Annotated in this window: 6 protein-coding genes; 5 read left to right on the forward strand and 1 reads right to left on the reverse strand. The window is 57.0% G+C overall.

The genetic code is table 11. From position 1 onward, the window contains the following. The 5 genes from E2H98_RS10335 (at position 1) to E2H98_RS10355 (ending at position 13,045) form a co-directional block, all read left to right on the forward strand. Positions 1-6,252, forward strand: coding sequence for an Hpt domain-containing protein (locus E2H98_RS10335; protein ID WP_133589520.1), 6,252 nt, complete (start codon positions 1-3; stop codon positions 6,250-6,252). Between the two features lie 87 nt (positions 6,253-6,339). Continuing rightward, positions 6,340-9,285, forward strand: coding sequence for a chemotaxis protein CheB (locus tag E2H98_RS10340; protein ID WP_133589518.1), 2,946 nt, complete (start codon positions 6,340-6,342; stop codon positions 9,283-9,285). Positions 9,286-9,299: 14 nt separating this feature from the next. Next, positions 9,300-9,776: a chemotaxis protein CheW gene (locus E2H98_RS10345; RefSeq protein WP_133589516.1), complete on the forward strand. Its 477-nt coding sequence runs from the start codon at positions 9,300-9,302 to the stop codon at positions 9,774-9,776. Positions 9,777-9,918: 142 nt separating this feature from the next. Then, positions 9,919-11,295 carry a sensor domain-containing diguanylate cyclase gene (locus tag E2H98_RS10350; protein WP_133589514.1) on the forward strand — a complete coding sequence of 459 codons (1,377 nt, stop codon included), beginning with the start codon at positions 9,919-9,921 and terminating at the stop codon, positions 11,293-11,295. 283 nt (positions 11,296-11,578) lie between these two features. Further along, positions 11,579-13,045 carry a serine hydrolase domain-containing protein gene (locus E2H98_RS10355; protein WP_133589512.1) on the forward strand — a complete coding sequence of 489 codons (1,467 nt, stop codon included), beginning with the start codon at positions 11,579-11,581 and terminating at the stop codon, positions 13,043-13,045. On the opposite strand, the gene E2H98_RS10360 is transcribed toward E2H98_RS10355, so the two are convergent. After that, the gene (locus tag E2H98_RS10360) at positions 13,046-13,864 is read right to left on the reverse strand and encodes an alpha/beta fold hydrolase (RefSeq protein WP_157591337.1); all 819 of its coding nucleotides are present in this window, start codon (positions 13,862-13,864) and stop codon (positions 13,046-13,048) included. Positions 13,865-13,947 lie beyond the last annotated feature (83 nt).

The following is a 13,947-nucleotide window of genomic DNA, read 5'->3' on the forward strand; positions in this document are numbered from 1 at the left end:
ATGGCCGATAACTATGATCAACTCGCCCTTAAATGGGTGCGTGAAGAAGTCAACAAAACCCTGGATCAAGCGCGCCAGGCGTTGGAAGCGTATGCGGAAAATGCCGAGGACACGACCCAGATCCGGTTTTGTGTTTCCTGTTTGCATCAGGTGCGCGGCACGTTGCAAATGCTGGAATTTTACGGCGCTGCCCTGTTTGCCGAAGAAATGGAATATCTGGCCGAGGCGATTGCTGAAGGCAAAGTGAAATTGCCGCCCCGGGCGATGGAAGTGCTGATGGGTGCGGTGTTGCAGCTGCCGACTTATCTTGAGCGGGTGCAAGCCGGTCAGCGCGATTTACCGGTCATTCTGTTACCGCTGCTGAACGATTTGCGCGCCTCGCGCGGCGAAACGCTGCTCAGCGAAAGCGCCATCTTTACCCCGACACTGGAAGGTGTGGTTGCACCGCATCGTGCGCCACTGGCGGATCAACCGCAAAGCGATGCCGAATACCAGGAGATGGCGAAAAAACTGCGCCATCATTTCCAGCGCGGTTTGCTCGGCGTTTTGCGTAATCAGGAAATCAAAGAAAGCCTGACGCGCTTGTACAAAGTCGTCGAGCGACTCGAACACATTTGCAGTGACCGCCCGATCGCGATGCTCTGGTGGGTGGCTGGCGGCTTCATCGAAGCAATTGCCGAAAACCAGAACTATAAAAATGCGTCGGTGCATGCGCTGCTCGGTCAAGTCGACAAGTATTTAAAACAACTCGGTGAAGAAGGCGTCATGGTGCTGGACCACGACGTGCCGGCCGATTTGCTGAAAAACCTGCTCTATTACGTCGCCTGTGCCCAAGGCTCCAGTGCCCGTTTGCAAGAATTGCAAAAAGCGTTCGATCTGCGTGCGGCGTTGCCAAGCGCTGATGACTTGGAAGCCGAACGGCGCCGGATGACCGGCTCCGATGCCACCGCGATTCGCACCGTGTTGACCGCGCTCAATGAAGATTTGGCCGGCGTCAAAGACGGCCTGGATTTGTTCGTACGCAGCAAGCAGCGCCAGCCGCAAGATTTGCTTGGCTTGTTGCCCACTCTGCGCCAGATCGCCGATACGCTTGGCATGCTCGGTTTGGGTGTGCCGCGTGATGCCGTGCGTCAGCAAGTCAAATCGCTGCAGACGGTCGCTGACTCCGGACAGATGCCGACCGATGCCCACGTCATGGACATCGCCGGTGCGTTGTTGTTTGTTGAAGCGAACCTCGCGACCGTCGCCGCCAACGCCGCCGCGCTCGCCGCCGAAGAAACCGATGCCGATGCCAAATCCGAGCACAGCGAAGAAGAAATCGCCGCTGAAGCGCAGTTCGACAGTGCCCGCGAAGTGCTGATCAACGAATGCCGCGGCAATATTCAAAAGTGCAAAGATTCGATCATTGACTTCATGGCCTCGAATTGGGACCACCGCCTGCTGGAAGGCGTGCCGACCCAGTTGGTCGAAGTGCAGGGTGGTTTGCAGATCATTGGTTTGCCGGAAGCGGCCGATATGGTTGGCACCTGCCAAAAATTCCTGGCCGAACGCGTCGTTGCCCGTTCGCAAGTGCCTGACGCCTCACTGCTCGATGCCCTGGCCGACGTGCTGACTTCGGTCGAATATTTCCTGGAATCGATGCAGGAAGCTGGTGGCGAAGGCCTGGCCTCGGTGCTGGCTTCGGCGGAAACCGCGCACGATCAAATCGCTGCAGCGCTGCAAACACCGGAAGCGCCTGCTGAGGCACCCGCTCCGGTCGCAGCCGCCCCTGCACCGACGCCCGCCCCGGCGCCGACACCGCCGCCGAGTCGCGCGCAAAGCGATGACGACATGATCGATGATGAAGTCATCGAGATTTTTATCGAAGAAGCGGCCGAGCAGCTCGAGGTCATTCGCGAATGCTTACCGAAATGGGAAGAAGACGAAGACGATCGCGATAGCCTGATCACGATACGCCGCGCGTTCCACACGCTGAAAGGTTCCGGGCGTCTGGTTGGCGCCTCGTTGCTCGGCGAAACTGCCTGGTCCATGGAAAACATGCTGAACCGGGTCATCGACGGCACACTGAAAGTCACTCGTGAAGTCTTTGCCGTCGTCCGCGATGCCGCTCATACGGTCATTCCGGCGCTGCATCAGGCATTCGCCAACAAGACCGAGCCAAGCTTGCGGCCGGAAGCGTTGATGGCTCGCGCTGATGCCCTGGCCAAAGGCGAGGTAGCCCCAGCCGCCGCACCAGCGCCGACTCCGGTGGCCGAAGCACCGGCACCAGTCGTGCCGGAGCCGGAAGTGAGCCTGCCGGAGCCAGAAGCTACGGCACCCGAAACACCGGAATTTACCATTGCCGACGAAATGCCGGTCGAGATCGAGCCGACGCTGGAAATCCCGACTGCCGAGGAATTGCAGTTGGATGAAACGGCGCTCGACGTACCAATGCTCGATGTACCGGTCGACGAACAGCACAAACTGCCGGAAGAATTCGGCGAAGCGGTCAGCGAAGAAAGCGCCGAAGAAGTACCGATGCTGACCGAAATGGATCCGGAAGCGGCATTCCACGCCCCTGATGAAGAGTTCGGTGAGATCAGCCTGCCGGAAACCGAAGAAATCGGCGACACCCTCGACGCCTTGAGTCCGACGCCAGAACTGCCGGAAGTCGAAGAAACCATCGATATGGGCGAGTTCGCGTTGCCGGAAGTCGAAGAAGAACCGGTCAACGGCCTCTACGATATTTTTGCTGGCGAAGCCGGTGGTCATCTCGACAGCATCGAGCGCTTCATTGCCGATGCCGCGTTGTCGCCGTTCTCGCCGAAAGTCAGCGACGAATTGATCCGTGCCTTGCATACCCTGAAAGGCAGTGCCCGGATGGCGCAACTCGAAGGCATTGCTGCGGTCATGACGCCGTTGGAAAAACACGTGCGCGAATTGCAAAACCGCGACGCCCATGTGCCGGATGAGTTGCTTGCCTTGCTTGATGAAAGCAAGCAGGAGCTGCGTCATGTGCTGCCGCAACTGCAGTCACGTCAATCACCGGACGAGAGCAAGCTGAATGCCTTGGCAGCGCGTGCTGAAGCGCTGGACCTGAGTGTGCAGACGGCAGAAACCGGCAAGCGCGATCCGGAGGTACTGAACCTGTTCCTGTCGGAAGCTTTGGATCTGGTGTCCGATGCCGATCTGGCGCTGAAATCCTGGCAGGATGCGCAAGACGAAACCGCCAAAGACAATCTGGTCGAGTTGATGGCCACGCTGCAGCAAGCCGCCGAAACCGCGCAGCTCGATGCCGTGGTATCGCTGGCGACCTTGCTTGGTCAGTTCTTCCAGAACGCCATTGCGCAACCCGATGAAGCGTTTTTCCAGTTGGCCGCGAAAGGTAATGTTGCGCTGTTCGACCAGTTCGACCGCATCGCTGCCGATCAGACGCCATTGATCCCGGTTGATCTGGTGGCGCAAATCAACAGCTATCAACCCGCACCGGTTGCGGCGGAAAAGCCGGAACTGCGCGACGAAGATTTCATGGTCGATTTTGGTTTCGAAACCGAAACCGAAACCGAAACCGAAACCGAAAGCACACCGGAAATCAGTGGCGATGTGACCGATCCGTCGATGACGGAAGAATCCTCAGTCAAAGAGCCGGAGCTGGCGACGCCTGCCGAGCCGGTGAGCATCGACACACCGACAATCGAAACGGCGGAAACCAAAGCGCCAGAAGTCGAAGTCATGCCAGGCTTTGCGCTGCGCGATACGGCGAAACCGGAACAGAAAGCCGAAGACACGTTCACCTTTGATGATGTCGCCTTTGTCAGTGAAGATGAACTGCATGTCGACAGCGCCGCGCTGGAAGCCTATGCCGCCGGCGACAAGCCGCAAACGGTCGATATCGATGAAGACGGCGAAGAAATTCTGCAGGTATTCCTGGAGGAAGCCGACGACATTCTCAACGATATGGAAAACACCATTGCTGCTTGGGCCTCGGCACCGACCGACAAAGCGGCCGTGGCGTTGTTGCAGCGTCAATTGCACACGCTGAAAGGTGGCGCCCGTCTGTCAGAGTTGAACGTCATTGGCGACTTGTCGCACGAGCTGGAAAACCTGTACGAAGCGATCAACGATGGCCGCGAGCAAACGACCACGGCGCACATCAAAGTGACGCAAGAAGCGCGCGATCGTCTGGCTGACTTGATCAACGAAGTGCGCCAGCATCGCACCCAGACCAAGCCGAGCGTGTTCTGGCAGCGTCTGCAAACGGCGCTGCGCGGCGAAGATCCTTATATCGACGCTGGCAAGCGCGAAACGGCGAGAAAAGCGCCGGTCGTGGAAGCACCGCGCGACGTCGCTACACCGGCACCGAAGCCTGCAGCAGAAACGAAAAAACCGGCGGCGGTCGTGCCGTTTCCGGCGCGCGAAGCACCAGAGCCGCAACGCACGATTACGCCACTACAAGGCGAGTTCGTTCGTGTCGCTGCCGAATCCTTGGAAGGTTTGGTTAACCTCGCCGGCGAAACCTCAATTTTCCGTGGTCGTCTGGAACAGCAGATGACCGTGCTGCGCACCAACTTGAAAGAGATGGAGCAAACGGTTGCCCGTTTGCGCGAACAGCTGCGTAGCCTGGAAATCGAAAACGAAGCGCAGATTCAGTACCGCCGGGAAGCGGTCGGCTCAGCTTACGATGAATTCGATCCGCTGGAATTCGACCGTTACACCCGTCAGCAGGAAGTGACTCGTTCGTTGTCGGAATCCGCAGGCGACTTGCTGAACCTGAAAGAGTCGTTGGATACCTTGGCGGCCGATTCGGAAACACTGTTGTTGCAACAAAGCCGGGTCAACTCGGAATTGCAAGACGGCTTGATGCGCACGCGAATGGTGCCGTTCAGCTCAATCGTGCCGCGTCTGAAGCGGATGGTTCGACAAATCTCCGACGAAGTTGGCAAGGGTGTGGAGATCGGCATTCACGCCGATGGCGAAATGGATCGCACCGTGCTCGAACGCATGGTCGCGCCACTCGAACACATGCTCCGTAACGCCATCGACCACGGCATCGAAAAACCGGCCGTGCGTGAGTCGGCTGGCAAGCCGGCAACCGGTCGAATCAAAATCCGACTGTTGCGCGAAGGCGGCGAAGTCGTTATTGAGCTGGCTGACGATGGCGGCGGTATCAACCTCGAAGCGGTGCGCAGAAAAGCCATCGAACGCGGCCTGATTACCGAAACGACAACGCTGACCGACAAGGAGTTGATGGCGCTGATTCTGGAAGCCGGTTTCTCGACCGCCGAACAAGTCACCCAGATCTCCGGTCGTGGTGTCGGTATGGACGTTGTTGCTTCCGAGATCAAAGAACTCGGTGGCCGCATCGAAATCGATTCCGAACGCGGTCGCGGCACCCGCTTCACGGTACGTTTGCCATTCACGGTGTCGGTCAACCAAGCCTTGATGGTGCAGGTCGGCGAAGATTTCTTCGCCATTCCGCTGGCCAACATCGAAGGTATCGTGCGTGTGTCGCCGTACGAAATTCAGAGCTACTACGGCGATGACAGCAGCAAATACGAATACGCCGGTCAGCAATACCGTATGCGTTATTTGGGTCAGCTGCTCGATCACCGTCAGACGCCGCGCTTCGAAGGCGTGTTCAAACCGATTCCGATTCTGTTGCTGCACGGTGCCGAACAACCAGTGGCGCTGCAGGTCGATGAATTGCTCGGCTCACGCGAAGTCGTCGTGAAATCGGTTGGTTCGCTGTTGTCGCATATTTCCGGTTTGTCCGGCGCGACCATTCTTGGCGATGGCCGTGTCGTGTTCATTCTCGACTTGCCAGCGCTGTTGCGTCGTGCCGACGCCGTGCAGGCGCTGGAAGAAGAAACGAAAGTGGTCGAGGAAAAGCAACCGCTGGTGCTGGTGGTCGACGACTCGATTACCGTGCGCAAAGTCACCGCGCGTTTGCTCGAACGCCATTCCTATCGCGTTATCACTGCGAAGGATGGTGTCGATGCGGTCAACGTGCTGCACGATCACAAACCGGACATCATGCTGCTCGATATCGAAATGCCGCGCATGGACGGTTTCGAATTGGCAACAATCATTCGCCACGACGAGCGCCTGAAAGAAGTGCCGATCATCATGATCACCTCGCGTACCGGCGAGAAGCATCGGGCTCGCGCCGAAGAAATCGGCGTCAACCGTTACCTCGGCAAGCCGTTCAATGATGTCGAACTGCTCGGCACGATGAGCGAATTGCTGCAGGCCGATGCACTGAGCGAAGTCTGATGTCATCGCTGTTGCTCGGGATGAAAACCGCTGCCGAAAAACGGCCGCGGTTTTCGTTGTTGTTGCCGTTGAATTGAGGCCAGGTTGATGAGCGCCCGCCTGCGTGTCGGCCTGATTGGTTCAGGTGATGACAACAGCAATACGCTGCTGCGTCTGCTGGTCGAGCAGGGCATTCAAATCGTGCACGCGCTGGAACCGAAAGATCTCACTGAGCAGCATATCCGCGACAGCCATCTCGATGTCTGGCTGCTCGATCTCGACGATGCCCATTGGCACAACAAGCTCGACGAGTTGATGGATCATTCCAATGTGCCGATCTTTTTCAACGAACACCAATCGATCGCCCAGCAAGCGCACCTCGATTACTGGGCGCGCAACTTAATCACTCGCATGGAAGAGCTGGCTGGCGACAGCGACATGCCCGTTACGGCAAACGAGGCCAAAGCCAGCACGCACCACATCGCATTCAGCAAATCGGATACGGCCGATACCAAGGGTGAAGCCAAAGCGGCGCCGAAAGTCGAAGCGAAAACCGACAACAAAAGCAAACCGGAAGTGCGGCCATCCGATGAGTTGACGCCACTGCCTTCGTCTATCGATCCGGAATTGCTGAAAGAAATCGAAGAACTCGAACAGCTTTTGCAGGATAAAGATCCAGCCGAGCGCAGCGATGATTTCAAACCGTTGGAGCCGGTGCGTTTGCGCACTGAAAGCGCTAGCGATGATGCCGTCAAAGCCGCTGCTCAGGCTCGTGCTGCCGAAATCGCCAAAGCTCAGGAAGCCGCTCGGGCTCAGCAAGAGGCAGAGCGCAACGCTAAAGAACAAGCCGAGCGCCGCGCTAGAGAAGAAAGAGAGGAAGCCGAGCGCAAAATTCGCGAGCAACAGGAAGCGAAACGACTCGCGGCAGAACGGGCCGAGACCGAACGGCAAGCAGAATTAAAGCGGCAAGAAGAGGCGCGCCTCGCGGCAGAACGAGAAGCCGCACGCCGCGCCGAAGAAGCTCGCCTTGCTGCCGAAAAAGCCGAGGCCGAGCGCCAGGCCGAAATCCAGCGCCAGCAAGAGGCTGCCCGGCGCGAAGCCGAAAGATTGGAGGTGCTGCGCCAAGAGCAATTGCGCAAGGCTGAAGAAGCGAGAATAGCCGAGCTGGCTCGCCAGGAAGCTTTGCGCCAGGAAGAATTGAAACGGCAAGAAGATGCACGTCTAGCTGCGGCGCGCGAAGCCGCTCGCCAGGCCGAAGAAGCGCGGATTGCCGCCGAGAAAGCCGAGGCCGAGCGCCAAGCCGAAATCCAGCGTCAGCAAGAAGCCGCGAAACGCGAAGCCGAACGCTTGGAAGCGCTGCGCCAGGAAGAATTGAAACGGCAAGAAGAAGCACGTCTGGCTGCCGAGCGAGAAGCCGCGCGCCAGGCGGAACAAGCCCGCCTCGCTGCCGAACAGGCCGAAGCCGAACGCCAGGCTGAAATCCAGAGACAACAGCGCGAGGCTGAGCGAGAAGCGGAACGTCAGGCTTTTCTGCGCCAGGAAATCGAGCGCCAGGAAGCCCATCGCCGGGCCGAGCAGGCAAAGAAAGCCGAAGCCGAACAGGCCGCTGTGGAAGCCCGCCGAGTCGAGGCCGAGCGTCATGCCGAAGCGGATCAGGCGCGACGGCTGGCTGAAGCCAAGCAACCTCCGCCAGCACAGGACAAGCCTGTCAGCGCCATAGACGAGCTGCTGCGGCAGGCGAAAACCGAATTGAAATCGGAATTCGGCCGTCGCGCCTCTGATGTCATTGGCCGCGGCCTGACGACAACGCCGCCCGCCGCAACGGCCACGATGAAAGCCGATTCATTGGCTGAATTGTTGGCCAAGGCCAAATCCGAACTGCATCAGGTCGAACACGGCAGCGGTGACAACGAACCGCCAGTGGAGCTGGAGTTACCGTTCGAGCCGGAACTGGAGTTCGAGGAACTGCCGTCGTCGGATTTGACTGAGCGTCCGACCGTGCTCCGTGATGAAGCGGATATCCCGGTGCTCGCCCCGACGTCAATGGAGTCGGCAAATGACGCAGTACCGGTGCTCAGTAGCGAGCATACCGAGGCGGTCGAGTTTGAGCCGGTAGAATTCGAGCCGGTTGAGTTTGAGTCGGTGGAATTTGAATCGGTCGAACCCGAGGCGTTATCGGAGCTGGAATGGCAGCCGCTCGATGCCGAGAGCGTGTCGGCGGATATATCAGAGTCCGAACTCTCAATCGCCGAGCCAGAACTTCATGCTGCTGAAACACTGTACATCGACTCACCGGAGATAAGTGCGCCAGGTGACTCAGCGGTCGAATTCGAGGTGCAACAGAGTGAGCCGGAGCTTGTCGAGTTGCCGACCGTCAGCCCGGAAGTGCTCAGCGTACCGATGCTGGAAGCCGTTGCCGGTGGTGACGAATTCGAGGAACTGGAGCCAGTCACCCATGAGCCGCTGCCCTGTGATCTGTGGGTCATTGGTGCCTCGCTAGGTGGTCCGGCCGCGCTGAAGCGCTTTTTCGCGGCGCTCAATGAACCACTGCCGGTCTGCTTCCTGCTGGTCCAGCATATCGACCCGCATTTCCTGCCAGTGCTCGGCAAAATCCTTGAAGGCGCCAATCCTTTTTACCGGGTTGATGTGCTGTCGCGACCGGGGCTGATCGAGCCCGGCACGATACTGCTGGCGCCGGTGGAAAAACGCTTATGGTTCCTCGACGGTGCCCAGGTGGTGCATTCACCGCATAGCTGGACGCCGCCGTATTCACCCTGCATCAACGATGTGCTGCATGATGTTGCCATCGCTCATCCTGCGCAAAGCCATGCGATTATTTTCAGTGGCATGGGCGAAGATGGCGTCAGCGGTGCGGAAGCGATGCATCGGGCTGGTGGCGACATCTGGGTACAGGATGCCGAGAGCTGCGCCAGCGCTGTCATGCCTGATGCCATCGATGCCACCGGCATCGTGTCGTTACGGGCGACGCCGGAACAATTGGCAGAAAAATTGACCAAGCGCTATTTATCGAAAACCCAAACTCAACACGCGTAACACCGGAGTACATTATGGCCGCCGCCCAAGAAGTTTATTCCTTGCTTATCCCCGCCGCCGGCGACAGCGTGCTGCTGCCCAATGTTGGCGTCGCGGAAGTCGTGGCCTATTTCGGTAACGTCGACAAACCGAAACCAGGCGCACCGAAATGGCTGCTCGGCTACCTGCAATGGCGCGGTCGCCATGTGCCAACCATTTCGATGGAAGTGATGCTCGGTCAGGAAGCGCCGCAGCTGACCCGTTTGTCGCGTATCGCAATTCTGAACACGCCAAGCGGGGACCCGGAAGTGCCGCATGTCGCCATCGTCGTCGGCGGCATTCCGCGCTTGACCCGGGTTACGCCAGACTTGCTGCAAGCCATTGAGGGCGACAGCCCGACGGCAAAAGTGCGGGCCTTCATGGCTGGGCAAACGATACAAATTCCGGACGTCGAAAAGTTCGAACAAATGGCCAAGGAAACGATGGCTTTCAAACCGGAAAAGATGAGCTGAACAAAAAAGCACCACCGGTACGTTCAGAAGTTTTATTGTGGCAAGGTAACGCCTTGGCTGACGATTGCCGGGAGGCTAGTAGTCCAGGCGTTTTGACATCAGCGGCATCGGTCTTTGGCCGATACCGACGGAGCGACTGCCTATGCCGCTTGAACTTGCCGAAGCGCTGCTGACGGCCTTGCCGTCGCAGATTGCCGTACTGGATGAGTCCGGCATCGTTTGCTACGCCAACCCGGCATGGAATCGATTCATGCGGGAATCTGGGCGGATCAGCACTGACAGCTCGATTGGCAGTCGATACCTGTCCCTGTGTGCCGACGTCCTGCTCAATGGTGATCAGCAAGAAAAACCCGGTTTCGAGCAACAATGGCAGACATTTCTGGCAGGGAGCGACCTAGTACTTCGCTTTGATTTAGCCTGTCGGACGGCCTCGACAACGCACTGGTTTTCAGCCCAGATCAATCGCTTTCAATATCAAGAAAAACGCTATTTTCTGGTGCTGTACGAGAACATCAGCGAACGCAAGCAAACCGAACTGCAACATATCCTCGCTGAACGGCTGCTACACAAGGTATTGGAGGTCTTGCCGGTCGGCGTCTGGATCATGGACCAACAGGGTCAAATCGTCGAAGGTAATCCGGCCGGCATCGCTATCTGGGCCGGTGCCCGCTTCGTCAAACCCGAGCAGTTCGGTGAATACAAGGGCTGGTGGCTCGACACCGGCAAACCGATTCAGGCAGATGAATGGGCCGCGTCCAGAGCCATTCGGAACGGCGAAGTATCGATCGACGAGGAAATTCGAATTCAGTGCTTTGATGGTTCGGAAAAGATCATTCTGAACTCGGCGTTGCCACTGCTCGACAGCAAAGGTGTGGTGACCGGCGCCATCATCGTCAATCAGGATATCACCAGCCGCAAGCTGGCTGAACAACATCTATCACAGGCAAAAAGTGAGATTGAGTCGGCTCATCACGAGCTGCAGCAGGTGTTATCCCGTGAACAAAAAATGGCGCGTACTGATGAATTGACCGGTTTATGCAATCGTCGCCAGTTCTTTGCGTTGACTCAGCAGTTATACGAGGTAGCCCGCCGCTACCAGACGCCATTGAGTGTGATGTTGATCGATGTCGATCGCTTCAAGCAAGTTAACGACTTGCACGGTCACCTGGTTGGCGATAAGGCATTGGTACACATTGCCGACATAGCCCGGAAACAGGTGCGAGCTTCCGATGTTCTGGCACGCTATGGCGGAGAGGAATTCATCATCGCCCTGCCAAATACTGACAGTGAAAAAGCCTTGCATGTGGCCGAACAAATTCGCGTCGATGTCGCAACAACGCCGTTAGTTTTTGATCAACAATCAATCAGGCTATCAATCAGTGTTGGTATTACCGAATGGCATCAAAGCGATAGTAGTTTGATGCAGATGATTACTCGTGCCGATGGTGCACTGTATGCTGCAAAGCGAGCCGGTCGAAATAAATGTCTGCTTGCCGAACAGTCCGCCGATGAGAATTAACAGCGTACGGCCTATATAAGCATAGCCTAAAGAAAAATGTATGCTGTTAATCAATTGAAATCATGCCTGTAAAGCGCTTACGCATTGGTAATCCATGGTTGGCAAGCTGTACGTTCCACGATGAAAAAATTCGAACAAATGGCCAGGGAAACGACTCCATTCAAACCGGAGCGGATGAGTTGACGTCGTAGTAGAACCGTAACGGAAAAACGTGCCGATAGCGCGTTTTTTCTACAAACACGGCTTTGCGTAGACAAATAACCTGGCCAGAGAGGAGGGCTTGATGAACGAGAGAATGATTCCACTCGCGCTATTCCTGAGCTGCGTCGTATCCACCACGGCGTTGGCGGAAAACAAACCGGATAAGACGCAGCACCAAAAAAAATTGGAAAATCATCTGTTGCCGGCCATCATCTTCGCGGATCAGCCGATCCACCCCTGGTCTATCCAACAGCGCATGAGTCGTTACCGAGTGCCCGGTGTCAGTATCGCGTTAATAAACGATGGCACCGTTGAATGGGTAAACAGTTACGGCAGCCCGTCAGCAAAAGGCGACCAAGCATTGACGCCTTCAGCCCGGTTTCAGGCAGCGTCAATCAGCAAGTGGGTAACCGCCATCGGAGCGCTAAAACTAGTCGAGCAAAAGTCACTAAAACTGGAGCAAAGCGTCAATACGTATCTGAAGAATTGGACGTTGCGTAATGCTGACGGCAGCGCCAACAGCGACGTTACGTTAAAACAGCTGCTTTCCCACCAGGGTGGGGTCTCAGTGCGAAGTTTTGCGGGCTATGCTGTAGATTCAACCCTTCCTTCAGCGCGCCAGATTCTCGAGGGACGCGCGCCGGCCAATTCCGCGCCGATTCGCGTTATTCATGAGCCCGGTATCGAATATCGCTATTCCGGTGGTGGCTATCAGGTTACCCAACAGCTAATCGAAGAAATCAGTGGTCAATCGTTTGCCCGTTACATGCAAGAAAACGTGCTGCACGCGGCCAACATGAGGCACAGCAGTTATCAGTTGTCGCTACAACCACAGGATGGTTTACCGGTGGCCTGCGGGCATGAATTCAACGGTGCACCGGTACCGGATTGCGGCAGGATCTATCCGGAATTGGCGGCCGCCTGGCTCTGGAGCACGCCATCTGATCTGGCGAATTTGGCGATCGCCCTTATCGATTCCGTCAAGCGCAAGCCGAATGCTTTACTGAGCAGCGAAATGGCGCGTGCGCACCTGACACCAGCAATCGGCAATATGGGTTTGGGAGCTGGCGTTCATGGCGAAGGTCAGGCGTTGCATTTTGATCACTCCGGCTGGACCCACGGCTTTCGCTCCTATCTGGTGGTTTATCCGTATCTGGGCAAAGGCATCGTCGTGATGGCCAACGCCAATGGCGGTCATGAATTGATTAGTGAGGTGGTGCGTGCCGCTGCGGCCACCTATCAGTGGCCAGATTTCGCTCCGAAGGAAAGACCGCTAGCCCGACTCAACACCGAACAACTTGACCAATTTGCCGGTACGTATCGGGTGCAGCCGCACGGTTTCAATCTGCAGATTTCGCGCGTTGCTGACCATTTGCAAGTGAACACACCTCGCGGTTCCCACTACAACTATTTTCCGGTTTCGACGAACCGATTCGTCGCCATTGAAGATGGTTCAGAGCTACACTTTTCTTCCGATCGTGAAGCGGGAACCCAAACATTGACTATCTGGCAAATGAACGCTGTCCGGCTTTCGGAACACGAACCTTGATCAGGGTTTGGCGCGCGCCCAGTTTGCCGCGGTTTCTATCGCTTCGGCGACCGCTGCTGGTTGTTCACGATGAATGTTGTGACCGGCATCGGCAAAGAACTGGTGCTGACCGCGATTGAACTGTGCGAACAAATGCGTGTGCTGTTGCTTCCAAATCGCTTTGCCTTCACGCGTTTCCTCGAACACAAACGGCTCGCTCTCAACACGAGTCGATGTCAATAACATCAGCGGCACATCCGGCAATGCGACTGTCGAGGGCGCGGCAGCATCCAATTGCGTCGTCAAGGCGCGATAATCAGCGGCCATCGCCGGTGGCAACATCGACAATAACTTTTGATCGTCGGCGGCGATGCGTTCGGCAGCCGTGGCTTTGAACGCCAAACGCTGGGTCATTGTTGCCGGATCAACCAGCACGATGGCCTGTACGCGCTCCGGATGTTGGCGCGCGTATTCGGTGACCAGCAACCCACCGTAAGAGTGCCCGACCAACAACACCGGCTGATTCGCCGCTTGCGAGTCGATCACCAGATGCAAATCCTGCAGGTGTTCAGCGATCGTTTTCACTTTTCCCTGGCCACCAGATTTGCCGATACCGGCGCGCGAATAGCTGATGGCAGTAAAGCCTGCACCGAGTTGCCCGATCACGCCCTGCCACACCTGTCCGGGTGTGCCGAAACCGGCTTCGAACACGACGATACGCTCGCCCTGGCCTTGTCGGCTGACCTGCAGGCTATACTCGTTGGCAGGTATCATCTGCTCATCGGCGCTCAGTGTTGACGCGGTGATTAGCAGTAACGCGCCACAAATTAATCGGATCATGTTGTTCTCCATTAATACAGCAGATTTCTGTTTACTGCCGACATTATCAGCATGGGCATTGCAGCGTGGCGAGCAGCGATCGG

The sequence above is a fragment of the Permianibacter aggregans genome (assembly GCF_009756665.1).
GTDB classification, from domain to species: domain Bacteria; phylum Pseudomonadota; class Gammaproteobacteria; order Enterobacterales; family Permianibacteraceae; genus Permianibacter; species Permianibacter aggregans.

What these genes read in the sequence shown, in the direction of transcription:
- E2H98_RS10360 (WP_157591337.1), bottom strand. Translation starts at nt 13,864, where the DNA reads ATGATCCGATTAATTTGTGGCGCGTTACTGCTAATCACCGCGTCAACA.
- E2H98_RS10350 (WP_133589514.1), top strand. Translation starts at nt 9,919, where the DNA reads ATGCCGCTTGAACTTGCCGAAGCGCTGCTGACGGCCTTGCCGTCGCAG.
- E2H98_RS10345 (WP_133589516.1), top strand. Translation starts at nt 9,300, where the DNA reads ATGGCCGCCGCCCAAGAAGTTTATTCCTTGCTTATCCCCGCCGCCGGC.
- E2H98_RS10355 (WP_133589512.1), top strand. Translation starts at nt 11,579, where the DNA reads ATGAACGAGAGAATGATTCCACTCGCGCTATTCCTGAGCTGCGTCGTA.
- E2H98_RS10335 (WP_133589520.1), top strand. Translation starts at nt 1, where the DNA reads ATGGCCGATAACTATGATCAACTCGCCCTTAAATGGGTGCGTGAAGAA.
- E2H98_RS10340 (WP_133589518.1), top strand. Translation starts at nt 6,340, where the DNA reads ATGAGCGCCCGCCTGCGTGTCGGCCTGATTGGTTCAGGTGATGACAAC.